Source organism: Cobetia sp. ICG0124 (assembly GCF_004006355.1).
Taxonomy (GTDB): Bacteria; Pseudomonadota; Gammaproteobacteria; order Pseudomonadales; family Halomonadaceae; genus Cobetia; species Cobetia marina.
Genome location: NZ_CP024893.1, coordinates 2,913,737 through 2,940,482, shown reverse-complemented (window position 1 = coordinate 2,940,482; position 26,746 = coordinate 2,913,737). Strand labels below are relative to the sequence as shown.

The following is a 26,746-nucleotide window of genomic DNA, read 5'->3' as shown; positions in this document are numbered from 1 at the left end:
GCGGTGCGCCAGGAAACGCGCCGGCTCATTCGGTCTGGCCGCCGTAGTCGTCGGTGCGGTCCCGCCATACCGAGTGCGGATGGTTGCCGACCTTGTCGGTGGACTTGTTCGACTGCAACGAGAATTCGATCCACAGCGAGGGGCCGTGGATACGCACGTAATCGTTCTCGGCGCTGACCTGCGGCGTGCCGGAGAAGCCGAGGTAGGTGTCCGGAAGTTCTGCGGTGTACTTCGCCATGTAGGCCTTGGCCTCCGGCGCGGAGATGTCGTCCACGTAGGTCTCGATGGCGGTGAGCAGCAGCGCTTGCTGGTCATCATCCAGCTTGGAGACGGGAATGCCTTCATAGCTCTCGGGGATGGCATCGTCGGCCTGGGGGCCAGCGAGGATGTCACGGTAGGTGCCTTCCAGTGTCGCTTCGGCCTTTTGATCCTCGGAAAGCGAGCTGAGCAGGGTGGCGAAGGCATCGCGTTCCTGGGTCAGCGGCTCGTTCACGCGCCCGTTCATCTCGAAATACGGGAAGGGTTCCACGCCACGGAAGGAGGGCGTGGCACCGGCCAGCTTGCCATCGGTGTAGGTGTTGGCGAAGGCCATGTGGTGGCCGCCGTAGTACAGCTCCCAGGTACCGCTCTCACCCGGCGTGCCGAGGAAGGCGAACTTGGTGTTGTAGGAGGAGTAACCGGCCTTGTAGTCGGTGCTGACGGTGTTGATGTAGTCATCGGCGTTGAGCGTCTGAATCATCTCGTCGAAGCCTTCATCCGGCGCGTGGCCGGTGGCTTCCAGCATGATGGCCTTGACGAGGCCGCGCTGCTTGATGTTTAGCTCGCCCAACAGCACGCCGGGACGTTTCGGGAAGGCGCCAGCGGGCAGGTTGCTCCAGTTCTCGGCCTCTGCGAGGGAGTAGTCATGCTGCAGGTTCTTGAGGATGTCATCGTCGGAGATATCGGCCTTGAGCAGATCGATCAGGCACAGCATGCGCTCATAACCTGGCGTGTCGCCGCACTCGGCGGCGCTCTCGGGGATAGGCACGCTCTGCATCAGGGTGCTGGTATCGCCCATCCGCGCGCGCAGCGCCTCGCTCAAGGCCTGGTCTTCCGCTGACATCGGCGGCGGGCCATCGTGATCGGGCGGCGGCCCGTCGTGCCCTTGTTGTGCGAGGACGGGGAAGGACAGGAGCGCGGCCAGCGCGGCTCCTCCGGTCACTGCGAGACGTCGGGACATCGATGGGCCTATTTTCCGGGGACAGGAAGAAAACCTTAGCCCGCCTGACGTCGAGCAGGAAGCCTTCGCCAGATGAATTCTTTGTGCACATGCCGTGGGCTGTGCGTCGGCTGGCGACGACAGCCACTGGCTATCTCGCGCCTCACGCCAGCGTCAGATCACCGTCGTATTCGAAGCACCTTTCCTCGCCGCTGACGGGATCAATGAACTCGAATCCCTTGGAGAGCAGCTGCAAGGGGCGCGCGTAGTCATCCGGCGAGAGCGGTTGCAGCTCGGGGTAGTAGCGGTCATTCAGGATCGGCCAGCCCAGTGACTGCATGTGCACCCGCAGTTGATGGCGACGCCCGGTGATGGGGTGCAGCTCGAACAGCGCCCGACTACCGCGTTGCGCGACACAGCGGATCAACGAGTGGCTGTTGGGCTCGCCTTCGGAGACCTGAAAGCGGAAGCGTTGCTCGGCCTGTTCAAGGCGGTTCTTCACCTCCCACTGCTGGCCCACCAGGGTCTCCTCGCTGTGTGTCTCGGCAATGGCCTGATAGGTCTTGTGGATATTCCGCGACTTGAACAGCTCATGATAGCGGTGACGCGATTCGGGATTCAGCGAGCACAGCACCAGCCCGGCGGTGGCCCTGTCCAGGCGATGCACCGCCTGCAGCGCCTCTATTCCGGTACTGTCGCGCAGGCGCTGCTGCAGGCACTCGTTCACGTACAGGCCGCCGGGCGTCACCGGCAGAAAATGCGGCTTGTAGGCCACCAGGATGTGCTCATCCTGATGGAGAATCCGCTCCGCGAAGGGGATGCTCGGCTCACGCACCACCTCACGGTAATAGAAGACGCGCAGATGTGGCTGGTAGGGCGTCTGCGGGGTGATCAATGCGCCATCCTCGCGATGCACCTTGCCGGTGGCCATGCGCTCGCGCCAGGTGGCCTCATCGATGGCCGGAAACTTCTGCAGCAGATATTCCAGTACCGTCGCCACGCCGGGGTTGATCTGCGGCAGGCTCAGCTTGGAGGGGCGGGCGGACCTGCCGATTGCCATCATCGGGGCAGGCCCGATAGGGCTGAGCGCTGCGGTCAATCTGCTGGCTTCGGGCCTGGAGCCCATCATCTTCGAATCAGGCGAGCAGGTCGGGGAGCATCTGGCCCGCTGGGGGCATGTGCGCATGTTCTCGCCGTGGTCCTACAACGTGGACCCCGTGGCAGCCGGATGGCTCTTGCCCGCGGCCATGCGCTCGCGCCAACGTGACTCGGCAATCGTCGGGAACTTGAGCAGCAGATACTCCAGCACCGTCGTCACACCGGGATTGGCCTGAGGCAGGCTCAGCTTTGAGGGGCGGGCGGGAATGGACATGGAAGGCAAAAGCCCTCCCGGCATCGCCGGGAGGGCTTTTTCTTGCGTCTTACGGACTACGTTCACCGATGGGTCTTACATCGGGTGTTGCTCTTCTTCGTAGAGCTCGGCCTTGGCGTCGCGGAGGACATCTTCGCAGGCGCTGTGGTTGGCCAGTTGCAGCATCAGATTCTGGCTGAGGGCGAAGCCCTTGCCCAGACAGGTGTCGACCTCTTCGCGACTGAGCGCCGGGGTGACATTGCAGTCAATCTTCATCGTACGACTACCGCCATCAAAGCGGTCGGCGAGGGCGCGCAGGCGCCAGGCAAGCCGTGTTTTCCAGCGGGCGGTGGGGTCGGGGCCTTCCGTCACGTCGAGCGTGCAGCGCCATTCAGGTTTGTAGACCTTCATGTGAACCTCCTCGGCTGGTCGTTTTCAATGATCGATCGTGATGTTCTGCTCCGCTTGCTGTGCTTGATGTCTTGCGTTGTTTCTCGTACCGGAAGTCCGTTCCAGACGTGCTCCTGGTCGTCGTGCGCGCAGGGCTGAGGGCTCTGGTGTGCTCGCCCAGCAGCTCCGTAAGCGTCTCGATCTGCATGGCGTGATGTAATGCGAATGTCTCAAGCTCCCCACTGGTAGACCAGATCTCCTGCATCACGGTCGGCACGGCGCTCATGGCGCAGGCGGCGTCCAGTATCTCGCCGCGTTCACGCTCGGCCTGTATGCGCGCGGCATGCTCCAGCAGCCTTGCGCCAGGCCCATTTCCTCTGGAGAGAATTGACATGACGAAGTACGCCGATCGAATCCGCATTTCCCTGCTGCTGCTGCGCCTCGGGGTCTTCCTCGTGATGACAATGTGGACGTTGGACAAGTTCTTCAATCCCGGTCACGCCGCGGCCATCTTCGAGAAGTTCTATTCCATCGGCGGTGTCGGCGAAGGCATCGTCATCGTGATCGCCGCCATCGAGATGGTGCTGTTGCTGATGTTCCTGGCAGGCGTGAAGAAGACCCTCACCTATGGGCTGGTGCTGGTGCTGCATGCCGGCTCCACGCTGTCTGCCTTCAATCAGTATCTCGCGCCGTGGGAGCACCTGCTGTTCTTCGCCGCCTGGCCGATGCTGGCCGCCTGTGTGGCGTTGTTCCTGCTGCGGGAAATCGATACCTGCTTCACCCTCGGCGGCAAGCAGGCACGTCTCGCGCAAGGCGTGCGAGGATGGTCTCCAGCGCTGGCAGGCTTGCGTTGTTGTGGAATTGCCAGACGCCGTAGATGCGGCCATCGAAGGCGGCTTCACTCCCCAGGGTGGGGTCTGCCGCCAGTCCGGCGCCGAGTCCGAACAGGTAGAGGCCCTCAAGGAGGTTGCCTGAGAGGTCTCGGGGATTGCCGGTGGCATCGGAATCCAGTCCGCCCTTCACCTGGCTGAGCGGCAGCGGCTGACGCGTCGCATCCAGCAGGCGCGGCAGAATCGGCTGATAGCCGTTGCACTGCACCACTACCGGCGCGTCGGCCAGTGCTTCGCTGGCCGCGAGCAGGCGTTGCTGAGGGCCGGGGCCGGTCTGGATGAGCCTGACCTGCATGTCGCAGTCTGCTATCCGACCGCTGGAAAGCACTTGCTGGCCGATGCTCAGGGCACGGTAGCGCAGCCCGCCGGAGCGATTGATGCGTCCGCTGATGGGGCAGACATCGCGCTCGGCATCATAGGAATAGCCCGCGGCCTTGGCCTCTTCGGCGTTCTCGAAGAACAGCCGGACAGGCGAGCGGTGGAGCAGGGTGATCTCGTCGATGCGCGTCTTGTGGAATGCGCTGGCGAGCAGATCCAGCATCGAGAAGGCGCTGTGGGAGCCACCCACCACGCAGACACGCCCACCACGCCGCAGGCGCGGCAGCAAGAGGCTGCGCAGCTGACCTTCCGGCATGCGCAGCAGTTCATCACCGCTGTAGATGCGCGCACGCGGTGACAGGGACAGTCCCTGGCGCGAGAGGTCCTGGGTCAGGTGTTCCGGGCATTGATAGCCGCCGAGATTGAGCACCAGGTTGGAGGTGCGAATCCGTGTCGGACGAGACGCGTGTTCCGGCGTGTGAGTCAGCGTCAGCAGATTGTCATCCTCGATGCGCTCAACCTCATCGAGACTCGTGCCGCACCACAGCTCCACGCCGGCAAGGCGGGTGGCGTGTTCCAGCACCAGCCGGGACGCCGCTTCCAGCAGGGTGCCCACTTCACTGAGCGCCGGGGCGGTTAAGGCCTGGGCGCGGATGTTCTCCAGGCACGGATCGCCTTCCAGCGGAGCGAAGACTTCCGCGAGGGCCGGGTCTCTCAGGCAATCGAGAAAGACATCCCCCACCGAGTTGGCCGTGATGCGATATTCGCCCAGCCGTCCGGCCCCCAGGCAGGCGAGCGAGCGCTGGCTCTGTTATGCTCTGCGCCCGCACGCATGCCTGTTCGGCTCGTGCCTGTTCATCGACTGAAGGAATGTCCTCGTGACTGACGCCACCGCCACCCCTGCCTTTGCCTCTCTGGCGCTGGCGCCCGAGCTGCTCACCAATCTGGAGACGCTCGACTATCACACCATGACGCCGATTCAGGCGCAGAGCCTGCCGCCGATGCTGGAAGGGCGCGATGTCATCGCCCAGGGCCAGACGGGCTCCGGCAAGACCGCCGCCTTCGGCCTTGGCCTGTTGTCGCGCCTCAAGGTCTCGCGCTTTCGTGTCCAGTCGCTGGTGCTGTGCCCCACGCGTGAGCTGGCCGATCAGGTCGCCGGCGAGATTCGCCGTCTGGCGCGCGGCCTGCATAACGTCAAGGTGCTGACGCTGTGTGGCGGTGCACCCTTCGGCCCGCAGCTGGGCTCGCTGGAACACGGCGCGCATATCATCGTCGGCACGCCGGGCCGTGTGGACGAGCACCTGCGCAAGGGCAGCCTGAGCCTTGCCGAGCTCAATACTCTGGTGCTGGACGAGGCCGACCGCATGCTCGACATGGGCTTCGCCGAGGTGCTGGAAGCCATCATCGCCGAGACCCCGGAAGCGCGTCAGACGCTGCTGTTCAGCGCGACCTTCGCCGATGGCGTGCGCCCGATCGCCGAGCGCATCCTGCGGGAGCCGGTCAGCATCGAGGTCGCCTCCACCCACGATGACAGCAGCATCCGTCAGCTGTTTCATCGGGTAGCGGATGAAGAGGCGCGTTTCGAGGCGCTGCGTATCCTGCTGCTCAAGTATCGTCCTGACACCAGCGTGGTGTTCTGCAACACCAAGCGCGAGGCACAGGAGGTCAGCGATGCCCTCAATGAGCACGGTTTCAGTGCCATGGCCCTGCACGGTGATCTGGAGCAGCGCGAGCGTGATCAGACGCTGGTGATGTTCGCCAACAAGAGCACCTCGATTCTGGTGGCCACGGACGTCGCGGCACGCGGGCTGGATATCGACGCGCTGGATGCGGTCTTCAATTACCAGATCGCCCGGGACCTCGATGCCCACGTCCACCGTGTCGGGCGTACCGGTCGCGCGGGCAGCTCCGGTATCGCCTGTACGCTGTATACCGAGAAGGAAGACTATCGCCTGGCCAAGCTGGGAGATTTCCTCGAGCAGACGCTGGAAGCCGAGCCGCTGCCGGCGAAGAGCATGCTGACCCGTGAACCCTTCCGCGCGCGCATGGCGACGCTGCAGATCGATGGCGGCAAGAAGGACAAGCTGCGTCCCGGCGACATCCTCGGTGCCCTGACGGGCGATGGCGGCCTGCCGGGCAGCCAGATCGGCAAGATCAAGGTACTGGCCCGCACCACCTACGTGGCGGTGGAGCGCGATGTCGCCAAGGCCGCGCTGACCCAGTTGATGAACGGCAAGCTCAAGGGCCGTTCCTTCCGCGCGCGTCGCCTCAAGAGCTGACAGGGGCCCACGTCTCTCATCTGGATCACGACCTTGTCATCACGTCATTCGATGCCCGCCACTTCGGCGGGCATCGTGCTTTTTGAGCAGTAGATTGACTCTCGCGGGCCATGACGGCGGTGGCTAAGCTTGGGGGTGACGGCCCTGATCGACAGGGCGCTGAACCGGTAACTCGTGATGACTGACAACCCCGCCGATAATCTTCGCATCCGTGAAGAACGTCTCATCGATCATGAGCGCATCTACCGCATCCATGAATCCGTGTTTGCCGGCCACCGGGAGGCTCGCCTGGGCGACAGACTGCGTCGCAGTGATCTGGCGCAGATCTCGCTGGTGGCCGAGCGCTTCTCTGACCCGGAAAGCGGGCGTCACCTCAGTGAAGGCGAAGGAGGGCTGCTGGGGCATGTGATGGCCTCGCGCGTGGAACTCTCCGGCTGTCCGGGGCGCGTGCTGATGGCATTGGCGCCTCTGGCGGTGTTGCCCCAGCACCAGCGTCATGGCATCGGCAAGCGGCTGGTGATCTCGGCGGTCAAGCGTTGTCGTCTGCTGGGAGCGGGCGCCGTGGTGGCGGCGGGTCATGCCGAGTTCTATGCACATCTGGGCTTTCATCCGGCGCGCCATTACGGCCTTTATTGCCATCACGAGGATGTGCCTGGCGCCTTCGTGGCCATCGAGCTGGTGCCGGACTATCTGGCGGGGCTGGGAGGCGAGGTGCTCTTCGACCATGGTTTCTCTGACCTGGGCCTCTGAGCCGGGGCGTTATCCCGACCGATGATTCAAGGAGAGACATCATGAAGCTCAAGACTCTGGGTAGTTCGCTGATGATTGCCATGCTGGGTCTCGGTGGCCTGTCACTCGCCGGTTGCGAGGACGAGGGCCCGATGGAGAAGGCTGGCGAGAAGATGGACAACGCCGTGGAAGACGCCGGTGACAGCGTCGAGAACGCCACCGACAGCTGATGGCTGGCCGTAGGAAGAGACAGGCTCAGACAGACACGGGCTGCTGGTCGCTCTGCTGCTTGCGTTCCGCGACGGCGGCTTCATAGGCGCGGCCTTCCTCGGCCTCGGTGGCGGCGCTGAAGCGCACCAGCAGGGCGAACAGCGAGATCACGATCACGCCCATGCCCAGATACATCAGGCCTTCCTGGTAGGTCAGTTCTTCACTGCGGAACAGGAAACCCGCGGCGACAGCCCCCGCGTTGCCGCCCGCGCCGACGATACCGGCCACCGCGCCCAGTGCCTTGCGATTGACGAAGGGCACGATCCCGAAGGTGGCGCCTTCCGCCATCTGCACGAACAGGCTGAACACCAGCATGATGCCGATGGCCACCGCGAGGGTTTCCATCTGGGCGAAGCCGACCAGCGCCACGCCTTCACACAGCAGCGCGATGAACAGCCAGCGCACGCGACCCTTGAGGCCGGACTGACGGGCGAACAGGTCGGAGAAGACGCCGCCCAGGGTGCGCGCGAACAGGTTCATCAGGCCGAACAGGCCCGCGATGAGGCCGGCGGTGGCGAGATCGAGGTCGAAGTGATCGAAGAAGTAGATGGCGGCGACGTTGTTGATGGTCAGCTCGACCCCGAAGCAGGCGCCGTAGACGAGGAACAGGGCCCAGACACGGATGTCGCGAGCCGCCGCGCCGAAGGTGGCGCGCATGCTGTATTCCTTCTCGGCTTTCGGCAGCTCCCCACGCTCACGCAGCTCGCTGAAGTTGCCGTCCGGCGCATCCTGGGTGAAGAAGTAGTAGGCGATCCCGGTGAGGAACAGCACGATGCCCGGCACGACCATCGCCAGACGCCAGCCCAGGGTCTGCTCGACGCCCAGCATCAGCAGGCCGGCCATCACCAGCGGCATCAGCATCTGGGTGGTGCCGCCGCCCAGGTTGCCCCAGCCGGCGGTGGTGGCATTGGCGGTGCCGACCACGTTGGGGCCGAACATCACGGAGGTATGGTACTGGGTGATGACGAAGGACGCGCCGATGGCACCGATGGCCAGACGGGCGAGGAAGAAGGATTCGAAGCTGTCGGCGAAGCCGATGCACATCACCGGCAGAGAGCCGAGGCACAGCAGCCAGGTGTAGGCCTTGCGTGGCCCGATGCGATCACACAGCACGCCGATGGCAAGTCGCACGATCACCGTGATGGCGACGGAGGCGATGATGGTGTTGCCGATCTGGGTCTTGGTCAGGCCGAGGTCATCGCGCACCACGGCCATCAAGGGCGCGATGCCGAACCAGCCGAAGAAGCAGACGTGGAAGGCGAACCACGACATGTGGAAGGCGCGCATCTGCGGGGTATTGAAGCTGAACAGCCGGATACGGCTGGCCTTGTTGCGAATATCCATGAGTGGGCTCCTGGTACAGCGTCGGTGCCGGACGCCAGGGTCTCGGCGCACGACGGGTGGTCGAACAGCTGTGAACGACAGCGGGGCGCCTCGTCATTGAGGGGCCTGGTTCGACGCACTCGTACTCCCGGGAGCCTGGTCCACGTCATGGATGATGCAAAGCAAGTAGCGCGCCACTTGCGGGGGTGTTGTGCGTCCAACCCCCGTCATATCAAGGGCTTGGCCAAGGAAGCCTGATATGCCCGTGACCGTGTTGATCGTCGATGTGCGCAGCGAGCGTTCCGCCGCTCTGGAGCAGGCGCTGTTGAGCGCCGGCTTCGAGGTGGCGCTGCGGGTCGATGAACACGAGGACCTGCATGCGCTGGTGCAGCACCATCAGCCGGATGCCGTGATCATCGACGCCGACCTGCCCAGCCGTGACACCCTCGAGCACCTCGGCCAGCTGGGGCGTCACTATCCCAAGCCGATGATCATGCTGGCCAGTGAGGACGCGCCGGACCTGGTGCGCCAGGCGGCTGGCGCCGGCGTGTCCGCTTACGTGGTGGATCACGTCATGCCGGCGATGGTGCGCAGCATGGTCGAGGTGGCCATCACCAGCTTCGAGGCTCACCGTGCCCTCAAGGGCGAACTCAATCGCACCCAGACCACTCTGATACAGCGGCGCAGCGTGGATCGCGCCAAGGCGCTGGTGATGGAGAGTCGCGGACTGGGGGAGGATGCGGCCTACCAATATCTGCGCAAGACCGCGATGAATCGGCGTCTGGCATTGCACGAGCTGGCCGATGAGCTGCTCAAGGCGTCGCGTCGGCACTGAGCCGAGTCTCGTGATGTCCTTCTCTTTCGATCGTTCAAAAGGTGGATGTGATGCTCAGTGATTCTCTTCTCAATGGCCATCAGTTGACGCTGGGGTTGATGCCGCTCAATGACGCGGCTCCTCTGGTGGTGGCGGAGCGTCAGGGGTTCTTCCGTGAGGAGGGGCTGGCCGTGACGCTCAAGTGGCAGCCGTCGTGGGCGGCACTGCGCGATGACCTGCAGACCGGCGTGTTGCAGGGCGCGCAGATGCTGGCGCTGATGCCGCTGACCTCGACCCTGGGGCTGGATGGCCGCGCCACACCGGTGATCAGCGCGATGACGCTCAATCTGGGCGGCAACTCCATCACCCTGTCGCGGGCCCTGATGGCGGCGCTGGCCGAGGAGGGGCATGACCTGGGCTCTCCGCTGGCGGTGTCTCGGGCGCTGGCGGCGCACGTGCAGGCGCGCCGCGAGCGTGGGGAGGCGGCGCTCAAGCTTGCCAGCGTGCATCCCTTCTCCTCGCACCGCTATCTGCTGCGTTACTGGCTGGCGGCCGGCGGGATCGACCCGAATCGCGACATCGAGATGCGTGCGGTGGCCCCGCCGTTGATGGCCGCCCAGCTGGCAAGTGGCGCGCTGGACGGCTTCTGTGTCGGAGAGCCCTGGAACAGTCTGGCCGCCGTGCAGGGCATGGGGCAGGTGGTGGCGGGCAGTCATGATATCTGGCGCTTCGGACAGGAAAAGGTGCTGGGCGTGCGCGAGGACTGGGCGGAGCAGCACCCGCTGGCGCATCAGGCGCTGATTCGTGCGCTGCTCAAGGCCTGTGCCTGGCTGGACCGCCCGGGCAACCGTGAGCAGGCCGCGCAGTGGCTGCATGATGAAGGCATGCAGGAAGTGCCGCTTTCGGTGGTGGCGCGTGGACTGCGCGATGTGGATGTCGAGCAGTCGGTGGAGGCGTTCCAGCGGGAAAATCCCGGCTGGACCATCTTCCATCGCTATGCGGCCAACTTCCCGTGGCGCTCGCAGACCCGCTGGTATGCCGCCCAGATGCAGCGCTGGGGGCATCTCGAGGGAGTCAGCGACAATGACCTCGAAGCGACCCTGGCACGCTGCGTACGCCCGGACCTCTACCGCAGCGCAGCCCGCAAGCTGGGCATGGTGGTGCCGGTGGCGGATGAGCGCAGCGAAGGCACGCATCCGGCGCCCTGGTGGCTGAGCGGAGAGGCGGGCCAGGTGCCGATGCCGGCGGATGGCTTCATCGATGGGGCGGTCTTCGAATGACACCGCTGGCGCGAAACCTGTCGGCTCAGGCATGTTGGCAGTGCGGTTATGATATTCTCATCCCACTGCCAGCACCGCGTCAGGGGATCGCATGACCACTCGCAAGTCTCAGATTCGCAAGGATAATGTCGGCCGCATCCTGCTCGCCGCCGAAAAGATCTTCGCTCTCAAGGGCTATGTCGGCGCCAGCATGGTCGATATTGCCGCCGAGGTAGAGCTGCCCAAGTCCAATCTGCATTACTACTTCAGCACCAAGGAAGCGCTGTATCGCGCGGTCCTCGATGGTCTGCTGGCGCTGTGGAAGGAAGATGCGCTGTGCTTCGAAGCCTATGACGACCCGCAGCTGGTGCTCTCCACCTACATTCGCGCCAAGATGATGCACTCGCGCCAGCGTCCGTATGGCTCCAAGGTATGGGCCAGCGAGATCATGCAGGGCGCGCCGGTGCTGGGCGAGGAGCTGACGGTGTGGCTCGACGAGTGGGCCGAGATGAAGAAGTCACGCCTGCGCCAGTGGATCAGTGAGGGGCGCATTGACAACGTCGATGCTTCCGCCTACCTGTACATGATCTGGGCCAGCACCCAGCACTACGCCGACTTCGACCACCAGATCACGGTGCTCAATCAGGGCAAGGCGCTGAGTGATCGCGAATTCGAGCAGGCGGTGCAGAACGTCACGCGGGTGCTGCTGAAGGGCGTTGGCCTGTCCGCCTGAGTCATCAGGTGATGTCATTATTACATTACCCTAAGGCTAACAATGATCATCATTGATGGATCATGAGACCATTGAAAAGGGGCTGCCATTGCTGGCAGCCCCTTTCTGTTTGGTCACGCCGCGCGATGCGGGTTGCGCGGGTCCTCCATCCAGTTCATGTACGGCTTGCCGGTGTCCTGCACTTCCATGGTGATGCAGTCCTCGACCGGGCAGGTGATCTCGCACAGGTTGCAGCCCACGCAGTCGGCGTCCTTCACCTCATAGCGGGCGGTGCCGTTGTCCCTGGCCAGATGCAGGATGGCCTGGTGCGAGGTGTCCTCGCAGGCGATGTAGCAGCGTCCGCAGCCGATGCACTTGTCCTGGTCGATCCGCGCGATCACCTGGTAGTTCATGTCCAGCTGCTTCCAGTCGGTGGTGTTGGGCACCGCCGCGCGGGAGAACTCCTCGATCCGCTGATAGCCCTTGCTGTCCATCCAGCGCCCCAGGCCGTCCTTCATCTCCTCGACGATACGGAAGCCGTGCAGCATCGCCGCGGTGCACACCTGCACGCTGCCCGCGCCGAGGGCGATGAATTCCGCGGCATCTTCCCAGTTGGAGATGCCGCCGATACCCGAGATCGGCAGGTTGGCGGTTTCCGGCGTGCGCGCGATCTCGGCCACCATGTTCAGCGCGATGGGCTTCACGGCGCTGCCGCAGTAGCCGCCATGGGTGCTGCGGTCGCCGACGATGGGATGCGCGACCATGCGGTCGAGGTCCAGATGGGTGATGGAGTTGATGGTGTTGATCAGCGAGACGGCATCTGCACCGCCACGCCAGGCCGCCTTGGCCGGTTCGCGCACGTCGGTGATGTTGGGGGTCAGCTTGACGATCACCGGCAGCGAGCTGTAGGTCTTGCACCAGCGCGTGATCTGCTCGACATACTCCGGCACCTGGCCCACCGCCGCGCCCATGCCGCGTTCCGGCATGCCGTGGGGGCAGCCGAAGTTGAGCTCGATGCCGTCACAGCCGGTAGCCTCGACCTGCGGCAGGATGGTCTTCCAGGCCTCTTCCTCGCACGGCACCATCAGCGAGACGATCAGTGCGCGGTCCGGCCAGTCCTTCTTGACCTGGGTGATCTCGCGCAGGTTGATCTCCAGCGAGCGGTCGGTGATCAGCTCGATGTTGTTGAAGCCGCTGACCTCGCCATTCGGGCCATAGTGCGCCGAATAGCGCGAGGAGACGTTCACTGCCGCCGGGTCTTCCCCCAGCGTCTTCCAGACCACGCCACCCCAGCCGGCCTCGTAGGCGCGTACCACGTTGTAGGCCTTGTCGGTGGGCGGGGCGCTGGCCAGCCAGAAGGGGTTGGGGGCACGGATGCCGGCGAAGTTGACCGACAGATCGGCCTTGTAGCTGGCGACGTGATCGTCAGCCGCTGCAGAACTTGAACCAGAGCCTGCCGGACGCGCGTTGTCATCATTGAGCGGGGTATGAATGGTCATCAGGCGGCCTCCACCTTGAGCATCAGATCGTGATGGATGGCCTCGGCGGCCAGCTTGCCGTGGGCGACGGCTTGAACGGTGAGATCCTGTCCGCGGGCGATGCAGTCACCGCCGGCATAGACGCCGGGCAGACTGGTGCGCAGCATCTCGTCCACCTCTATCTTCGCCCCCTCGCGGGCCAGCCCCGCGGCATGCGCATCGCTCAGGCTCGCGTCATCGAAGCCCTGACCGATGGCGGTGAAGACCCCATCGCAGGCCAGCGTGAAGGTCTCGCCGGTATCGACGAGTCGGCCATCCTCGACCCGTGTGCGCGCGAACTGCATCGCATTGAGCGCGGCGTCACCACCATCCTCACTTCACTGTCGCTTGCCACATCGATGGCCAGCGGACGCGCCCAGGTGTGGATCATCACGCCATTGGCCCGCGCGATTTCCTGCTCGTGATGGGTGGCGGACATCTGCTCCTCGCCACGCCGATAGACCAGATCCACCGTCTGTGCGCCCAAGCGTTTGGCCTGCACGGCGATGTCGATGGCGGTGTTGCCGGCGCCGATCACCACCGCGTGCCTCGGCACTGCCAGCGCGTTCAGTTCGCCGCTCTGACGCAGCACCTTGATGAAGTCGGTGGCCGCCATCAGGCCGCTGGCATCCTCGCCGGTCAGGCCGAGAGCATGGCTGGTGCCAAGGCCCAGGCCCAGGAAGACGCTGTCGAACTCGCGTGTCAGGGAGGCCAGCGCCAGATTGTCGCCGAGGCGCTGGCCGTGGCGGATCTCGATGCCGCCGATCTCGAGCAGGAATTCGACTTCGCGGGCGGCGAAGTCATCGGTCAGCTTGTAGCGAGCGATGCCGTATTCATTCAGGCCACCGGCTTTCTCCTCGGCCTCGAAGATCACCACATCGTGGCCGAAACGCGCCAGGCGGTGGGCGCAGGAAAGCCCGGCAGGCCCGGCACCGACCACGGCGATGCGCCGGCCGGTGCTGGCTGCCCGCGTGAACGGGTGGGCCTCGAACTGGGCGTTGTCCAGTGCATGGCGCTGCAGCAGACCGATCAGCACCGGCTGGCACTCATCGCCCTGATTGCGCACGCAGGACTGCTCGCAGAGGATCTCGGTGGGGCAGACGCGGGCGCAGCTGCCACCGAGGATATTGGCATCGAGAATCTCGCTGGCGGCGCCGTCGAGATTGTCATCGTGGATACGGCGGATGAAGGTCGGGATATCGATGCTGGTCGGGCAGGCCTTGATGCAGGGCGCGTCATAGCAATACAGGCAACGCGAACTCTCGATGAAGGCCTGACGCTTGGTGAGCGCCGGATGCAGATCAGTGAAGCGCGCACTCAGCGCCTCTTCCGCGAGCCCGGACGGGGCCCAGTGGGAAGGAGTGGAGGATGTCGTCACGGTGTGGCTCCTGCCCGCGCTCAGGCGCGGGGTCGTTGTTGTTGGTCTTGCAGGCGAGTCAGATCGTCTTGCGCTAGCAGCGTCTTGTTTGGCAACGCCTTGATTGGCAGCGCTTCGGGACCGGCAGCGCGTCAGGTGCGCTGCCAGGCCGTCGTTCAGTCGTGTCGTTCAGTCGTGCCGGTCTTGTCTTGTTCGAGTCGTTCGTCGGCCGTCAGCTGCGATCCACGGCGGTGACGACATTGCTCTCGGCGCGGGCCTTGAGCTGGTCGAAGACACTGGGGTAGGGCGGGCGTTCGACGTATTGGCCGTGACCGCGCTTGGCATGCAGCTCGCCATCGCGCCATGCCCAGTCGCCGCGGCTGATGGTGTGACGCGGGATACCCTTGACGGTGCGGCCTTCGAAGATGTTGAAGTCGATGTTCTGGTGGTGAGTCTTCGCCGAGATGGTGCGTTCGGCGTTGGGGTCCCAGACCACGATGTCGGCGTCGCTGCCGACCCGGATCGCGCCCTTGCGCGGGTACAGATTGAAGATCTTGGCGGCGTTGGTGGAGGTCAGGCCGACGAAGTCCTCGGCGGAGAAGCGCCCGGTGTTGACGCCCTCGTGCCACAGCATCGCCATGCGATCCTCGACCCCAGCGGTGCCGTTGGGAATCTTCGAGAAGTCGTCCTTGCCCATCTCCTTCTGCTCGGCGCAGAAGCAGCAGTGATCGGTGGCGGTGGTCTGCAGGTCACCGGACTGGATGCCGCCCCACAGTGCCTGGCGGTGCTCCAGCGAGCGGAACGGCGGGCTCATCACGTGGCCTGCCGCGAATTCCCAGCTCTTGTTCTGATAGACCGCTTCATCGATCAGCAGATGGCCTGCCAGCACCTCGCCGTAGACCGGCTGACCGTGCTCACGCGCGTAGCGGATCTCCTCCAGCGCATCGGCGGTCGAGACGTGAACCAGATACACCGGCGTGCCCAGAGTGCCGGCGATGCGGATGGCGCGGCTGGCGGCTTCGCCCTCGACCTGTGGCGGACGCGACAGCGGATGTGCCTCGGGCCCGGTGATGCCATCGGCCAGCAGCTTCTGCTGCAGGTGGTAGACCAGCTCGCCGTTCTCGGCATGCACGGTGGGAATCGCGCCCAGCTCCAGACAGCGCGCGAAGCTCGAGACGAGGGTGTCATCCGGCGCCATGATGGCGTTCTTGTAGGCCATGAAGTGCTTGAAGCTGTTGACCCCGTAATCGGAGACCAGCGTCTGCATGTCCTGGCTGACGCTCTCGTCCCACCAGGTGACGGCGACGTGGAAGCTGTAGTCGCAGCACGACTTCTCGGCCCACTCGCGCCAGGTGTGATAGGCCTCCATCAGCGGTTGCTGGGGGGAGGGAATCACGAAATCGATGATCATGGTGGTACCGCCGGCCAGCGCCGCGGCGGTGCCGCTCTGGAAATCCTCGCTGGCGACGGTACCCATGAACGGCAGCTGCATGTGGGTGTGCGGGTCGATGCCGCCGGGCATCACCAGACAGCCGCTGGCGTCGATCACCTCGCAGTCGTCCGGTACCTCGAGGTCGGTGCCGATGGCGGTGATGGTCTCGCCGTCACACAGCACATCGGCGGTGTAGCGCTCTTCGTGGGTCTGGATGCTGCCGCCCTTGATCAGGATTGCCATGAATCTCTCCCGGCCGCATCGCGCGGCCTTGTCCGGCATTGAGTGTCAGGTCGTGTTGTCGTTGTCGTTATCGTGCTGGCCGTCATTCACCATCGGTGAGGCGGGTATAGGCGTCCGGACGGCGGTCGCGGAAGAACTGCCAGTTGTTGCGCACCTCGCGCACCATTGACATGTCGAGGTCGTGGATCAACAGCTCGTCCTCGGTGGCACTGGCCTGGGCTTCGATCTGGCCGCGTGGATTCACGAAGTAGGAGGAACCGTAGAACTCGCCGATATCCCAGGGTTGTTCATGGCCGACACGGTTGATGGCGGCGATGTAGCAGCCATTGGCGGCGGCGGAGGCGGGCTGTTCCAGCTCCCACAGATACTGGGAGAGGCCGGCGACGGTGGCGGAGGGATTGAAGATGATCTCGGCGCCGTTGAGCGCCAATGCGCGCCAGCCTTCCGGGAAGTGGCGGTCATAGCAGATGTAGACGCCGATGCGCCCGTAGGCGGTGTCGAAGACCGGCCAGTCGGACTTGCCGGGCTTGAAGAAGAATTTCTCCCAGAAGCCCGCCACCTGCGGGATGTGGGTCTTGTGATACTTGCCCAGATAGCTGCCGTCGGCATCGATGACGGCGGCAGTGTTGTAGTACACCCCCGGCTGCACTTCCTCGTAGAGGGGCACGATGATCACCATCTGATGCTTCTTCGCGTACTGCTGCATCAGGGTGACGGTGGGGCCGTCGGGCACGCGCTCGGCGGCGGCATACCACTTGGCATCCTGGCTCGGGCAGAAATAGGGCTGATTGAAGACTTCCTGGAAGCACAGGATCTTGACGCCTGCCTCACCGGCCTGGTCGATCAGCGGCAGGTGGGCCTCGTTCATGGCATCGCGGATCTGTGCGGGCTCGAGGTCGGTGGAGACGTTGAGTCCCATCTGGATGACGGCGCAGCGCAGCTTGCCGGCATCCTCGCGGTAGGAGATGCGGGAGTCGTTCGACATGTCATCCTCATCGGGCGCTTGGCGCCGGTTGTTGTTGTCTTCAATGAGTGCTGGTGGGCAGAGCGGGTGAGCCGGGATGGCGCGAAATGGGTCCTGGAAAATCACTCCGCCTGTCCGGAAAGTCTGCATGCCCGCGGCAGGTATCGTGGGTCAGGGAAGGTCCGATGCAGATCCTGTCTCACCAGTCAGCTTAATGAACATTAGACAGTGTTCCCGCGTTCGGCAAGACGAAGTGTCAAATAAAGTCTCGTGAATTTATCTTGTTGTTATAAAAGGATTTTCGGTCAAGATTTCGCATGAATTCACCATTGTGGTGCCAGAAGAATCAGCGTGGTTCACGCGATACTAAAAGGAAAACTCAATGCACATCAGTGGCTTGTGACCGTCTGTATGAGCCCTGTGCAAGACCGCCTTGCACCAGCTTGGAACCTGACCATACTGACAATTGGCGCGAACACGGCGTGTCGCCACCTGATGGGCATCAGACGGTCAAACCCGCGCCATTGCCTCTCAAGTTGTCTTGCGTGACAGGTTTGATTTGACGGCAATAATGCCGCCATCGGCCAGGACAAGCGACGTGCATCACCCTCAACAATAACAACAGCTGAACAGGTGAGGACTCATGGCCCCGACACAGACTCGCTCGCACATGGTGCGCAGCAATGAGGAAATGATCGAGCTGGTGGTGGCGCAGGACGTCGCCCGCAGCCCGCGCTACAACGAGGATATCGCGCCGACCAGGAGTGCCGAGCGCACCTGGTCGCGCTGGAACATCGCCGCACTGTGGGTCGGCATGTCGATCTGCGTACCCACCTATACCCTGGGCGGCGTGCTCACTGCCTACTTCGGATTGAGTGTCGGCGAGGCGCTGATCACGATTCTGGTCGCCAATCTGGTGGTACTGATCCCGCTGACGCTGAACGCCTTCCCCGGCACGCGTTTCGGGATTCCCTTTCCGGTAGTGCTGCGTTCATCGTTCGGGATCATCGGCTCCAACGTGCCGTGCATGATTCGGGCGGTGGTCGCCTGTGGCTGGTTCGGTATCCAGACGATGTTCGGCGGCCTGGCGATTCACCTGCTGCTGTCGAGCCTCTCGGCCGACTGGAAGGCGCTGGGCGGGGTAGGCGAGGTCATCGGCTTCTTCATCTTCTGGGCGCTCAACCTGTTCGTGGTGATTCGCGGCGCGGAATCCATCAAGTGGCTGGAGACGCTCTCCGCGCCCTTGCTGCTGGCGGTGGGGGTCGGCCTGATGGTGTGGGCGCTGCCGCATACCTCGATCAGCGAACTGCTGGCCCAGCCACCGAATCGTCCCGAAGGCGATGGCGTGGCCAGCTACTTCATGGCGGGCCTGACCGCGATGGTCGGCTTCTGGGCGACGCTGTCGCTGAACATTCCTGACTTCAGCCGTTACGCGAAGAGCCAGAAGGACCAGATCGTCGGTCAGATCATCGGCCTGCCGCTGACGATGTTCTTCTTCGCGGCGCTCGGCGTGGTGCTGACGGCCGCTTCCAGCTCGCTGGTGGGGGAGACCATCTCCGACCCGGTCAACCTGATCGGTCGCATCGACAGCCCCGGCTGGGTCGCCATCGCCATGGTGCTGATCATCATCGCGACGCTCTCCACCAACACCGCCGCCAACATCGTCTCGCCGACCAATGATTTCCAGAACATCGCGCCGAAATTCATCAACCAGACGCGCGGCGTGCTGCTCACCGGGCTGGTCGGGGTGCTGCTGATGGGCTTCGAGCTGATCAAGAAGATGGGCTGGATCGTCTCCGACGTGAGCCTCGAGAGCCTCTATTCCAACTGGCTGCTGGGCTATTCGAGTCTGCTGGGGCCGATCGCGGGAATCATGATCGTCGACTACTTCGTGATCCGTCGCCAGTCCTTCGATCTGCCGGCGCTCTATCTGGATGGCAGCACCTACCCGGCCTTCAATCCAGCGGGCTTCATCGCCTTCTTCGTGCCGGTGGGGCTGACGGTGATCAGCTTCTCGCAGCCCGGGCTTTCCTGGTTCTACGACTACGGCTGGTTCACCGGCTCGCTGCTGGGGGCGCTGGTCTACTTCGTGGCCAGCAAGCTGCTGGTCAAGGCACCGCCGGTGCATCTGCCGGAGGCGATACCGGGTGGCGGCGCGCAGCGTGCCTGACGCCGCTGGCGGCGTCAGCCCACCAGGCCGGGGATGCCGTCCTCGAAGCGCTCGACCATGAAGTCGACGAACTGGCGCACCTTGGGTGAGAGATGGCGGTGGCGGGGATAGACGATCCACACCCCGGTATCGCGCACCTGATACTCATCCAGCACCGAGATCAGCTGGCCACTGGCCAGGTGAGGCGCGACGTAATAGTCGGGAATCTGGGCAAGCCCGAGGCCCTTGAGCGTGGCGTCCAGCAGTGCCGGCCCGGAATTGGCCTGCCAGCTGCCGGAGATGCGCACCTCGCGTCGCTGGCCCTCGACCTCGAACAGCCATTCACGCTTGGAGCCCGCCAGGCAGCGGTGGCTGGAGAGCTCCGCCAACGTGTGCGGGCGCGGCGCACGCTGAAAGTAGTCGTGCGAGGCGACGACATACTCCTGGCGGTCCACCAGTCGCCGCGCGATCAGCGAGGAGTCCTTGAGCACGCCCATGCGAATGGCGACATCGAAGCCCTCGTCGATCAATTCCACCGGACGATTGGTGAAGTGCATCTGCACTTCCAGCTGCGGGTGCATCAGCTGGAAGTCGTTGACCAGTGGCGCGACGTAGCGCTCACCGAAGGTGGTGGCGCTGGTCAGCTTGAGCACGCCGCTGGGACGGGCATGGAAGTCGCCGATGGCCTGTTCGGCGGCGCGGAAGCCATCGAAGAGGTGATGGCAGTGCTCGTAATACACCTGTCCGGCATCGGTGAGACGCGTCTGACGGGTCGTGCGATAGAGCAACTGGGTATCAAGCTGGGCTTCCAGCTGGCTGATCAGGCGACTGACATGTGAGCTGGAGACCCCGAGATGACGGGCGGCACCGGAAAACGAGCCGATTCTGACGACTTCCACAAAGGCTTCGATGCGGTCCCAACGCTGCATGCCCGCTCCTCATCATTGTTGTTGAGTGACAATAATCATCTGAGTGCTGACGGCTTAATCCCGCCAAGGTCACTGCGTAGACTGTGTTGCATACTGAAGGAGATATTAATGAAATCACGTGCTGCGATTGCGCTGGAAGCCGGCAAGCCGCTGGAGCTGGTCGAGATCGATGTCGAAGGACCGAAGGCCGGCGAGGTGCTGGTACGCATCGTCAATACCGCCGTCTGCCACACCGATGCCTACACCCTGTCCGGCGCAGACCCCGAAGGCCTGTTCCCGTCCGTGCTGGGCCATGAAGGCGCGGGTATCGTCGAGGAAGTGGGCGAGGGTGTCACCGGTCTGGTGCCGGGCGACCACGTCATCCCGCTCTATACCGCCGAATGTGGCAAGTGCAAGTTCTGCCTCTCCGGCAAGACCAACCTGTGCAGCGCCGTGCGCGCCACCCAGGGCCGTGGCCTGATGCCGGATGGCACCTCGCGCTTCTCGCTGGACGGCAAGATGCTGCACCACTACATGGGCACGTCTACCTTCTCCGAGTACACCGTGGTGCCGGAAGTCTCGCTGGCCAAGGTGTCCAAGGAAGCGCCGCTGGACAAGATCTGCCTGCTGGGCTGTGGCGTCACCACCGGTATCGGCGCGGTGATGAATACCGCCAAGGTCGAGCCGGGTGCCACCGTGGCCATCTTCGGTCTCGGCGCCATCGGTCTGGCCGCCATCCAGGGCGCGGTGATGGCCAAGGCGTCGCGCATCATCGCCATCGACATCAATGAGGACAAGTTCGATCTGGCCCGCAAGTTCGGCGCCACCGACTTCGTCAACCCGAGCAAGCTGTCCGTGCCGGTCCAGGAAGCCATCGTCGACATGACCGACGGCGGCGTCGACTACTCCTTCGAGTGCATCGGCAACGTCAAGGTCATGCGTGCCGCGCTCGAGTGCGCGCACAAGGGCTGGGGCGAATCCATCATCATCGGCGTCGCCGGTGCCGGTGAAGAGATCGCCACCCGTCCCTTCCAGCTGGTGACCGGGCGCGTCTGGAAAGGCTCCGCCTTCGGTGGCGTCAAGGGCCGTACCGAGCTTCCGGGCTACGTCGAGCGCTACATGGATGGCGCGATCAACCTCGACGACTTCGTCACCCACCAGATGCCGTTCGAGAAGATCAACGAGGCCTTCGACCTGCTGCATGAAGGAAAGTCGATCCGTACCGTGCTGAGCTTCTGATCCGCGAGCGATCTGGCGATATCACAAGGGAGAGCATGATGACCGCGACCGAACAACTCGAGCTGGTCAGCGCCAACAAGGTGCATGGTGGCTGGCTCAAGCGTTACCGTCACCGCAGCGGCAGTCTGGATTGCGACATGGTGTTCGCCATCTATCTGCCGCCGCAGGCCGAACAGGGCCCGGTGCCGATGCTGTGGTGGCTGTCGGGGCTGACCTGCACTGACGAGAACTTCATGCAGAAGGCCGGCGCGCAGCGCAAGGCAGCCGAGCTGGGCATCGCCCTGATCTGCCCGGACACCAGCCCGCGTGGCGTGGACCTGCCCGGCGAAGACGAGAGCTATGACTTCGGCAGCGGTGCCGGCTTCTACGTCAATGCCACCCGCGAGCCGTGGGCGCGCCATTACCGCATGTACGACTACGTCACCGAGGAGTTGCCGGCGCTCGTCAAGCGTCACTTCCCGGTGGATGGCGAACGCGAGTCCATCTCCGGTCACTCCATGGGCGGCCACGGCGCGCTGATCTGCGCGCTGAAGAATCCGGGGCGCTATCGCTCGGTCTCCGCCTTCGCGCCGATCGCCAATCCGATGGCCTGCCCGTGGGGCGAGAAGGCCTTCAGCGGCTATCTCGGCGATGACCGCACCCAGTGGGCGCAGTGGGATACCTGCGAGCTGGTCAAGCAGGCGGGCAACAGCGGTGCCGCGCGTCAGGAGCTGTTCGTCGAGCAGGGCGAGAATGACCAGTTCCTGGAAGAGCAGCTCAAGCCGGAGCGTCTGGAGGCGGTCTGCGCCGAGCAGGACCACCCGCTGATCCTGCGTCGCCAGCCCGGCTATGATCACAGCTACTTCTTCATGGCCAGCTTCATCGATGAGCATCTGACCTACCATGCGAAACACCTCCTTTGAGGTGTGAGGATGGTAGCCAATGAAGATGAAAAGGCATGCGAAGCATGCGAAACACCTCCTTTGAGGTGTGAGTGTGGTGGCCGGTAGAGATGAAAAGTGTGATGTGACATGGCCAGCCACAGGGGATCGCTCCCCGAGCAGAGAACCTGCGTGAAAGACAGAAACGACAGCCCCGGCATCCATCACAGGATGTCGGGGCTGTCGTTTTTCCGTCATGAGCGACACCGCCTTTCAGAACCTTTCGCTATGAAGGGCGGTTTTCGTGGCTCGCGGTTATATCGCGTCGATGTCAGCCAATCACGGCGTTATTCTGTGCCGTACAGCAACGATGATTTGCCGTGCAGCGGCGATTTAATCGCTGCGCGGTATCAGGGCGATGGTTTACTGTCGAGAGGTGGACAACGCACGACGTCCAAGCAGTGATTCACGACACCCCTGACGTTATCGGACTCCTTCGGGTCGCGGCCGGCGAGACACGCCAGCCGCAGACCATCGGCTTCCTGTTGCTCGACAGCTTCACGCTCATCTCGCTGGCCTCGGCGGTCGAACCGCTGCGCATGGCCAATCAGCTGGCCGGACGTGAGCTGTATCGCTGGTACACCGTGACCCTGGAAGGCATGCCCGTGCGTGCCAGCGATGGTCTGCAGGTCACGCCGGATGTGTCGGCCGAGACCTGCCCGGCGCTGGACATGGCCATCGTCTGTGGCGGCGTCGGTATCCAGCGGGCGGTGCAGCGCCCGCATGTCAGCTGGCTGCAGGCCCAGGCGCGCGCTGGCCGTCAGCTGGGCGCCGTGTGTACCGGCAGCTGGGCGCTGGCGCAGGCCGGGCTGCTGGAAGGTCACGAGACCAGCATTCACTGGGAGTGTCTGGCGGCCATGCAGGAGGCCTTCCCGCGCGTACCGCTGACCACGCGACTGTTCTCCATCGACCAGCAGCGTGCCACCGCCTCGGGCGGCACCGCGCCGATGGACATGGTATTGACCATGATCGCCCGCGAGCATGGCCGCGAGCTGGCGGCGGGCATCTCCGAGATGTTCATCTGTGACCGCGTGCGCGGCGAGCAGGACCAGCAGCGTGTACCGCTCAAGCACGTGCTGGGCACCACCCAGCCCAAGCTTCTGGAAATCGTCGCGCTGATGGAGGCCAATCTGGAGGAGCCCATCGGTCTGGACGAGCTGGCCCACTACGTGGATGTCTCGCGCCGTCAGCTGGAGCGCCTGTTCCAGCGCTATCTGCACTGCTCACCGTCGCGCTACTACCTCAAGCTGCGCCTGACACGGGCGCGTCAGCTGCTCAAGCAGACGGCGCTGTCGATCATCGAGGTGGCCTCGGCCTGTGGCTTCGTCTCCACGCCGCACTTCTCCAAATGCTACCGCGAGTACTTCGGCATGCCGCCGCGCGATGAGCGTATCGGTGGTGAGCGTCAGCCCGGCGTGTCTGACGTGCCGTGTCGTGCCGATGTCGATCATCAGCTGCACGGCGTGGCCAGTCTGGAAGGCGTACTGCAAGCCACGACACGCGCGACAGGGGACGGCGAGGGATGGCACGAACACAGGCACGCCGCGGCGCGACACGCAGGCCGGCGGCGTCCGTGAAGATGCGCCCGATGGAGCGTCTGCGCTGGCTGGCGACATGGGCGATCAAGGTGCTGGGCTGCTGGATGGTCGCCTGCATCGGCCTGGTGGTGTTGCTGCGCTTCGTGCCATTGCCGGTGTCGATGGTGATGCTGGAGAAGTGGGGCTACAGCCTGGTCTCGGGGGCGCCGATGGCGCTCCAGCATGACTGGGTGCCGATGGAGAAGATTTCCCGCAATGCCCGGCTGGCGGTGATCGCCTCGGAAGACCAGAAATTTCCCGATCACTACGGCTTCGATGTCGATCAGATCGTCAAGGCCATCGATGCGCGCCTGGCCGGTGAACGGCTGCGCGGGGCCAGCACCATCAGCCAGCAGACCGCCAAGAATGTCTTCCTGTGGAACGGGCGCAGCTGGGTGCGCAAGGGGCTGGAGGTCTGGTTCACCATCCTGATCGAGGTGATCTGGCCCAAGGAGCGCATTCTCGAGGTCTATCTGAACGTCGCCGAGTGGGGGCCGGGGGTGTTCGGTGTCGAGGCCGCGGCCGAGCATCACTTCAATACCGATGCCGCCAGCCTGTCCGCCTATCAGGCCAGCCTGCTGGCGGCGGTACTGCCCAATCCGATTCGCTTCAATGCCGGCAAGCCCTCGGCCTATATCCAGCGGCGTGCCAGCTGGACGCGGCGCCAGATGAACAATCTCGGCATGGGCTATCTCAAGCGGCTGGAACAGCCGCGTGGCTGGTTGAGCTGGGACCTGCTGCCTTCGCTGAAGGAGCTGTCTCCCGCGCACTGACCGGCTTGACGGTACACCCTCGGCTGTCCCACGACGCCCCGGCTCTCTCGAGTCGGGGCGTCGTCGTTTCAGAAACGACAGTCCTGACGCGATTCGGTAGCCACGCGTCGCATCTGGCGTCAGAGGGGGAAGAGGGCAGGACTATGCTGGCACAGCCTGCTGGAGATCGTGTTCCGGCAGACCCTGTCCGCCGGGTACGGGCAGTGACCTGACTTCCAGAGCCGCCTGCCCAGCGCCGGAGCGACATGATGTCCGAATTCTCCTCCTCCTTCGGTGGGTCCGATGCGGCCCGCGCCCTGCACGATGACAGCATCGTCATCGATGGTCTGGTGATCGCCAAGTGGCAGCGCGAGCTGTTCGAGGACATGCGCAAGGGCGGTCTGAGTGCGGCCAACTGCACCGTCTCGGTCTGGGAAGGCTTCCAGGCGACCGTCAACAACATCGTCAAGAGCAACCAGCTGATCGCCGAGAGCAGTGACCTGGTCTGCGTGGCGCGCACCGCCGCCGACATCCGCGCCGCCAAGGCCGCGGGCAAGACCGGCATCATCTACGGCTTCCAGAATGCCAACGCCTATGAAGACCAGATCGGCTATGTCGATGTCTTCAAGCAGCTCGGCGTGGGCATCGTGCAGATGTGCTACAACACCCAGAATCTGGTTGGTACCGGCTGTTACGAGCGCGATGGCGGCCTGTCCGGCTTCGGGCGCGAGATGGTCGCCGAGATGAACCGCGTCGGCGTGATGTGTGATCTCTCCCACGTCGGCTCGAAGACCTCCGAGGAAGTCATCCTCGAATCGAAAGTCCCTGTCTGCTACTCCCACTGCGCGCCGGCCGGTCTCAAGGACCACCCGCGCAACAAGTCCGATGCCGAGCTGCGCTTCATCGCCGAACACGGCGGCTTCGTCGGCGTCACCATGTTCACCCCCTTCCTCCGGGCCGGCGTCAACGCCACCGTCGATGACTACGTCGAGGCCATCGAATACGTGATGAACCTGGTCGGCGAGGATGCCATCGGCATCGGCACCGATTTCACCCAGGGACACGGTCAGGACTTCTTCGAGTGGCTGACCCACGACAAGGGCTACGCCCGTCGTCTCACCAACTTCGGCAAGATCGTCAATCCGGAAGGCATCCGCACCATCGGCGAGTTCCCCAATCTGACCGAGGCGCTGCTGCGTCGCGGCATGAGCGAGCATCAGGTGCGCAAGATCATGGGCGAGAACTGGCTGCGCACGCTGGAAAACGTCTGGGGCGGCTGAGTCTGCCTGCCTGGGCCTTTTCTGGTTCGCTCTTTCTTGATCGCACTTTCGTGATCTCTCTCCTGATCTCTTTCTTGAACTCTCTTTTGCATCTCCCTTTCAGCCCCTTTTGAGGACACCGACATGAGCAAGATGGCCCCTGAACTGCCGATCGAGGTGGATAGCGAGACCGGCGTCTGGACCTCCGACGCACTGCCGATGCTGTACGTGCCGCGTCACTTCTTCATCAACAACCATGTCGCGGTGGAAGAGGCGCTGGGCGTGGAGAAGTACGCCGAGATTCTCTACCACGCCGGCTACAAGAGCGCCTGGCACTGGTGCGAGAAGGAAGCCGAGTTGCACGGCCTGGTAGGGGTGGAGGTCTTCGAGCATTACATGAAGCGTCTGTCACAGCGCGGCTGGGGTCTGTTCATCACCGAGGAGATCGATCTGGAGCGCGGCACCTGCAAGGTACGCCTGGAGCACTCCTGCTTCGTCTATCAGCAGGGCAAGACCGGCACAAAGCTTGAGTACATGTTCACCGGCTGGTTCGCCGGCGCGATGGACCAGATTCTGGCCGCGCGTGGCAGCGAGCTGCGCACCGTCGCCGTCCAGACCCAGAGCGGTGGTGAGGAAGGCTGTGATGTGGGGTATTTCGAGGTCGCTCCCGGAACAGTGTGACGTTTTCAGATCCGCCACTCTCTATTCCATGGCTCGGGTCAAGGCCCAGGCCCGGCCCAGGCAAAAGGCAACAGCACACACAACAACGACAACGCAACGCCTGAGCGCCGCCTTTCCTGACATGCAAGACGCCTGACGCCGCCCGCCGCCACGAGCCCCGACTCGAGGCGGCGGGCAGGCCAGGCCGGCGTGACAAGGCGGCGCTCTCCCCGGCG

Annotated in this window: 26 protein-coding genes; 13 read left to right on the top strand and 13 right to left on the bottom strand. The window is 63.9% G+C overall.

Annotation, left to right across the window (positions count from 1 at the left end; genetic code table 11):
• Positions 1 to 25: 25 nt before the first annotated feature.
• The 6 genes from CU110_RS13635 to CU110_RS13600 form a co-directional block, all read right to left on the bottom strand.
• Entirely contained in the window at positions 26 to 1,219 is a 1,194-nt protein-coding gene (locus CU110_RS13635; RefSeq protein ID WP_205632715.1) for a DUF3500 domain-containing protein, read from the bottom strand.
• Between the two features lie 142 nt (positions 1,220 to 1,361).
• A complete protein-coding gene (locus CU110_RS13630) occupies positions 1,362 to 2,261 on the bottom strand; it encodes a pseudouridine synthase (RefSeq protein WP_240665398.1) in 900 nt (299 codons plus the stop codon).
• A gap of 138 nt (positions 2,262 to 2,399) precedes the next feature.
• Positions 2,400 to 2,570: a hypothetical protein gene (locus CU110_RS16335; RefSeq protein ID WP_205694046.1), complete on the bottom strand. Its 171-nt coding sequence runs from the start codon at positions 2,568 to 2,570 to the stop codon at positions 2,400 to 2,402.
• A 75-nt stretch (positions 2,571 to 2,645) separates the two neighbouring features.
• Entirely contained in the window at positions 2,646 to 2,960 is a 315-nt protein-coding gene (locus CU110_RS13615; RefSeq protein WP_077379015.1) for a hypothetical protein, read from the bottom strand.
• A 296-nt stretch (positions 2,961 to 3,256) separates the two neighbouring features.
• A complete protein-coding gene (locus CU110_RS16330; RefSeq protein WP_205694045.1) occupies positions 3,257 to 3,589 on the bottom strand; it encodes a hypothetical protein in 333 nt (110 codons plus the stop codon).
• Positions 3,590 to 3,716: 127 nt separating this feature from the next.
• Positions 3,717 to 4,889 (bottom strand): pyridine nucleotide-disulfide oxidoreductase, encoded by a 1,173-nt coding sequence (locus CU110_RS13600; protein WP_127736334.1) that lies wholly within the window; start codon positions 4,887 to 4,889, stop codon positions 3,717 to 3,719.
• 136 nt (positions 4,890 to 5,025) lie between these two features.
• On the opposite strand from CU110_RS13600, the gene dbpA reads away from it, so the two are divergent.
• The 3 genes from dbpA to CU110_RS15850 all read left to right on the top strand — a co-directional run bounded on the left by dbpA (position 5,026) and on the right by CU110_RS15850 (position 7,385).
• The gene (gene dbpA, locus CU110_RS13595; protein WP_084209362.1) at positions 5,026 to 6,426 is read left to right on the top strand and encodes an ATP-dependent RNA helicase DbpA; all 1,401 of its coding nucleotides are present in this window, start codon (positions 5,026 to 5,028) and stop codon (positions 6,424 to 6,426) included.
• Positions 6,427 to 6,603: 177 nt separating this feature from the next.
• Positions 6,604 to 7,176: an N-acetyltransferase gene (locus CU110_RS13590; protein ID WP_077379022.1), complete on the top strand. Its 573-nt coding sequence runs from the start codon at positions 6,604 to 6,606 to the stop codon at positions 7,174 to 7,176.
• Between the two features lie 41 nt (positions 7,177 to 7,217).
• Positions 7,218 to 7,385, top strand: coding sequence for a hypothetical protein (locus tag CU110_RS15850; protein WP_164850377.1), 168 nt, complete (start codon positions 7,218 to 7,220; stop codon positions 7,383 to 7,385).
• A 25-nt stretch (positions 7,386 to 7,410) separates the two neighbouring features.
• Here the strand turns inward: CU110_RS15850 and CU110_RS13585 are convergent, their stop codons facing one another.
• On the bottom strand, positions 7,411 to 8,769 hold the full coding sequence (locus CU110_RS13585) for a NarK family nitrate/nitrite MFS transporter (protein ID WP_077379024.1): 1,359 nt from the start codon (positions 8,767 to 8,769) through the stop codon (positions 7,411 to 7,413).
• 238 nt (positions 8,770 to 9,007) lie between these two features.
• Here CU110_RS13585 and CU110_RS13580 point away from each other — a divergent pair, with 238 nt between their 5' ends.
• The 3 genes from CU110_RS13580 to CU110_RS13570 all read left to right on the top strand — a co-directional run bounded on the left by CU110_RS13580 (position 9,008) and on the right by CU110_RS13570 (position 11,554).
• The gene (locus CU110_RS13580; protein WP_077379026.1) at positions 9,008 to 9,583 is read left to right on the top strand and encodes an ANTAR domain-containing protein; all 576 of its coding nucleotides are present in this window, start codon (positions 9,008 to 9,010) and stop codon (positions 9,581 to 9,583) included.
• Positions 9,584 to 9,633: 50 nt separating this feature from the next.
• Entirely contained in the window at positions 9,634 to 10,842 is a 1,209-nt protein-coding gene (locus CU110_RS13575; protein ID WP_084209361.1) for a CmpA/NrtA family ABC transporter substrate-binding protein, read from the top strand.
• Positions 10,843 to 10,933: 91 nt separating this feature from the next.
• The gene (locus CU110_RS13570; protein WP_084209360.1) at positions 10,934 to 11,554 is read left to right on the top strand and encodes a TetR/AcrR family transcriptional regulator; all 621 of its coding nucleotides are present in this window, start codon (positions 10,934 to 10,936) and stop codon (positions 11,552 to 11,554) included.
• A 113-nt stretch (positions 11,555 to 11,667) separates the two neighbouring features.
• On the opposite strand, the gene preA is transcribed toward CU110_RS13570, so the two are convergent.
• From preA to CU110_RS13550, 5 genes are all read right to left on the bottom strand, one after another.
• Positions 11,668 to 13,032 (bottom strand): NAD-dependent dihydropyrimidine dehydrogenase subunit PreA, encoded by a 1,365-nt coding sequence (gene preA, locus CU110_RS13565; RefSeq protein ID WP_084209359.1) that lies wholly within the window; start codon positions 13,030 to 13,032, stop codon positions 11,668 to 11,670.
• Positions 13,032 to 13,265 (bottom strand): FAD-dependent oxidoreductase, encoded by a 234-nt coding sequence (locus CU110_RS17775; RefSeq protein ID WP_276317933.1) that lies wholly within the window; start codon positions 13,263 to 13,265, stop codon positions 13,032 to 13,034. The genes preA and CU110_RS17775 overlap by 1 nt, the downstream gene beginning before the upstream one ends.
• Positions 13,235 to 14,428 carry an NAD(P)-dependent oxidoreductase gene (locus tag CU110_RS13560; RefSeq protein WP_276317870.1) on the bottom strand — a complete coding sequence of 398 codons (1,194 nt, stop codon included), beginning with the start codon at positions 14,426 to 14,428 and terminating at the stop codon, positions 13,235 to 13,237. The genes CU110_RS17775 and CU110_RS13560 overlap by 31 nt, the downstream gene beginning before the upstream one ends.
• Positions 14,429 to 14,639: 211 nt before the next feature.
• Positions 14,640 to 16,082, bottom strand: a complete 1,443-nt coding sequence (gene hydA / locus CU110_RS13555) for a dihydropyrimidinase (RefSeq protein ID WP_077379037.1) — start codon at positions 16,080 to 16,082, stop codon at positions 14,640 to 14,642.
• An 82-nt stretch (positions 16,083 to 16,164) separates the two neighbouring features.
• On the bottom strand, positions 16,165 to 17,067 hold the full coding sequence (locus CU110_RS13550) for a nitrilase-related carbon-nitrogen hydrolase (RefSeq protein ID WP_084209357.1): 903 nt from the start codon (positions 17,065 to 17,067) through the stop codon (positions 16,165 to 16,167).
• A 670-nt stretch (positions 17,068 to 17,737) separates the two neighbouring features.
• Here CU110_RS13550 and CU110_RS13545 point away from each other — a divergent pair.
• Complete coding sequence (locus CU110_RS13545; RefSeq protein WP_240499761.1) at positions 17,738 to 19,216, top strand: NCS1 family nucleobase:cation symporter-1; 1,479 nt, start codon at positions 17,738 to 17,740, stop codon at positions 19,214 to 19,216.
• Positions 19,217 to 19,230: 14 nt separating this feature from the next.
• Here the strand turns inward: CU110_RS13545 and CU110_RS13540 are convergent, their stop codons facing one another.
• A complete protein-coding gene (locus tag CU110_RS13540) occupies positions 19,231 to 20,124 on the bottom strand; it encodes a LysR family transcriptional regulator (protein WP_084209356.1) in 894 nt (297 codons plus the stop codon).
• Between the two features lie 108 nt (positions 20,125 to 20,232).
• On the opposite strand from CU110_RS13540, the gene CU110_RS13535 reads away from it, so the two are divergent.
• From CU110_RS13535 to CU110_RS13510, 6 genes are all read left to right on the top strand, one after another.
• Positions 20,233 to 21,342 (top strand): S-(hydroxymethyl)glutathione dehydrogenase/class III alcohol dehydrogenase, encoded by a 1,110-nt coding sequence (locus CU110_RS13535; RefSeq protein WP_077379043.1) that lies wholly within the window; start codon positions 20,233 to 20,235, stop codon positions 21,340 to 21,342.
• Between the two features lie 38 nt (positions 21,343 to 21,380).
• The gene (fghA, locus tag CU110_RS13530; protein WP_084209355.1) at positions 21,381 to 22,244 is read left to right on the top strand and encodes an S-formylglutathione hydrolase; all 864 of its coding nucleotides are present in this window, start codon (positions 21,381 to 21,383) and stop codon (positions 22,242 to 22,244) included.
• Positions 22,245 to 22,666: 422 nt separating this feature from the next.
• Positions 22,667 to 23,839 carry a GlxA family transcriptional regulator gene (locus CU110_RS13525; RefSeq protein WP_240665580.1) on the top strand — a complete coding sequence of 391 codons (1,173 nt, stop codon included), beginning with the start codon at positions 22,667 to 22,669 and terminating at the stop codon, positions 23,837 to 23,839.
• Positions 23,840 to 23,841: 2 nt separating this feature from the next.
• Complete coding sequence (gene mtgA / locus CU110_RS13520; protein ID WP_127736931.1) at positions 23,842 to 24,612, top strand: monofunctional biosynthetic peptidoglycan transglycosylase; 771 nt, start codon at positions 23,842 to 23,844, stop codon at positions 24,610 to 24,612.
• 248 nt (positions 24,613 to 24,860) lie between these two features.
• Complete coding sequence (locus CU110_RS13515; protein ID WP_077379049.1) at positions 24,861 to 25,871, top strand: dipeptidase; 1,011 nt, start codon at positions 24,861 to 24,863, stop codon at positions 25,869 to 25,871.
• 123 nt (positions 25,872 to 25,994) lie between these two features.
• The gene (locus CU110_RS13510; RefSeq protein ID WP_043333737.1) at positions 25,995 to 26,531 is read left to right on the top strand and encodes a DUF5943 domain-containing protein; all 537 of its coding nucleotides are present in this window, start codon (positions 25,995 to 25,997) and stop codon (positions 26,529 to 26,531) included.
• Positions 26,532 to 26,746 lie beyond the last annotated feature (215 nt).

Bases quoted from the DNA above. Each gene is read 5' to 3' on its own strand.
- fghA (WP_084209355.1), top strand. From the start codon at position 21,381: ATGACCGCGACCGAACAACTCGAGCTGGTCAGCGCCAACAAGGTGCAT.
- mtgA (WP_127736931.1), top strand. From the start codon at position 23,842: ATGCGCCCGATGGAGCGTCTGCGCTGGCTGGCGACATGGGCGATCAAG.
- CU110_RS13570 (WP_084209360.1), top strand. From the start codon at position 10,934: ATGACCACTCGCAAGTCTCAGATTCGCAAGGATAATGTCGGCCGCATC.
- CU110_RS13585 (WP_077379024.1), bottom strand. From the start codon at position 8,769: ATGGATATTCGCAACAAGGCCAGCCGTATCCGGCTGTTCAGCTTCAAT.
- CU110_RS13540 (WP_084209356.1), bottom strand. From the start codon at position 20,124: ATGCAGCGTTGGGACCGCATCGAAGCCTTTGTGGAAGTCGTCAGAATC.
- CU110_RS13550 (WP_084209357.1), bottom strand. From the start codon at position 17,067: ATGTCGAACGACTCCCGCATCTCCTACCGCGAGGATGCCGGCAAGCTG.
- CU110_RS13580 (WP_077379026.1), top strand. From the start codon at position 9,008: ATGCCCGTGACCGTGTTGATCGTCGATGTGCGCAGCGAGCGTTCCGCC.
- CU110_RS13515 (WP_077379049.1), top strand. From the start codon at position 24,861: ATGTCCGAATTCTCCTCCTCCTTCGGTGGGTCCGATGCGGCCCGCGCC.
- CU110_RS13615 (WP_077379015.1), bottom strand. From the start codon at position 2,960: ATGAAGGTCTACAAACCTGAATGGCGCTGCACGCTCGACGTGACGGAA.
- CU110_RS13510 (WP_043333737.1), top strand. From the start codon at position 25,995: ATGAGCAAGATGGCCCCTGAACTGCCGATCGAGGTGGATAGCGAGACC.
- CU110_RS16330 (WP_205694045.1), bottom strand. From the start codon at position 3,589: ATGCAGCACCAGCACCAGCCCATAGGTGAGGGTCTTCTTCACGCCTGC.
- CU110_RS15850 (WP_164850377.1), top strand. From the start codon at position 7,218: ATGAAGCTCAAGACTCTGGGTAGTTCGCTGATGATTGCCATGCTGGGT.
- CU110_RS13635 (WP_205632715.1), bottom strand. From the start codon at position 1,219: ATGTCCCGACGTCTCGCAGTGACCGGAGGAGCCGCGCTGGCCGCGCTC.
- CU110_RS16335 (WP_205694046.1), bottom strand. From the start codon at position 2,570: ATGTCCATTCCCGCCCGCCCCTCAAAGCTGAGCCTGCCTCAGGCCAAT.
- CU110_RS13575 (WP_084209361.1), top strand. From the start codon at position 9,634: ATGCTCAGTGATTCTCTTCTCAATGGCCATCAGTTGACGCTGGGGTTG.
- CU110_RS13630 (WP_240665398.1), bottom strand. From the start codon at position 2,261: ATGATGGCAATCGGCAGGTCCGCCCGCCCCTCCAAGCTGAGCCTGCCG.
- preA (WP_084209359.1), bottom strand. From the start codon at position 13,032: ATGACCATTCATACCCCGCTCAATGATGACAACGCGCGTCCGGCAGGC.
- CU110_RS13545 (WP_240499761.1), top strand. From the start codon at position 17,738: ATGATCGAGCTGGTGGTGGCGCAGGACGTCGCCCGCAGCCCGCGCTAC.
- CU110_RS13590 (WP_077379022.1), top strand. From the start codon at position 6,604: ATGACTGACAACCCCGCCGATAATCTTCGCATCCGTGAAGAACGTCTC.
- hydA (WP_077379037.1), bottom strand. From the start codon at position 16,082: ATGGCAATCCTGATCAAGGGCGGCAGCATCCAGACCCACGAAGAGCGC.
- CU110_RS13535 (WP_077379043.1), top strand. From the start codon at position 20,233: ATGAAATCACGTGCTGCGATTGCGCTGGAAGCCGGCAAGCCGCTGGAG.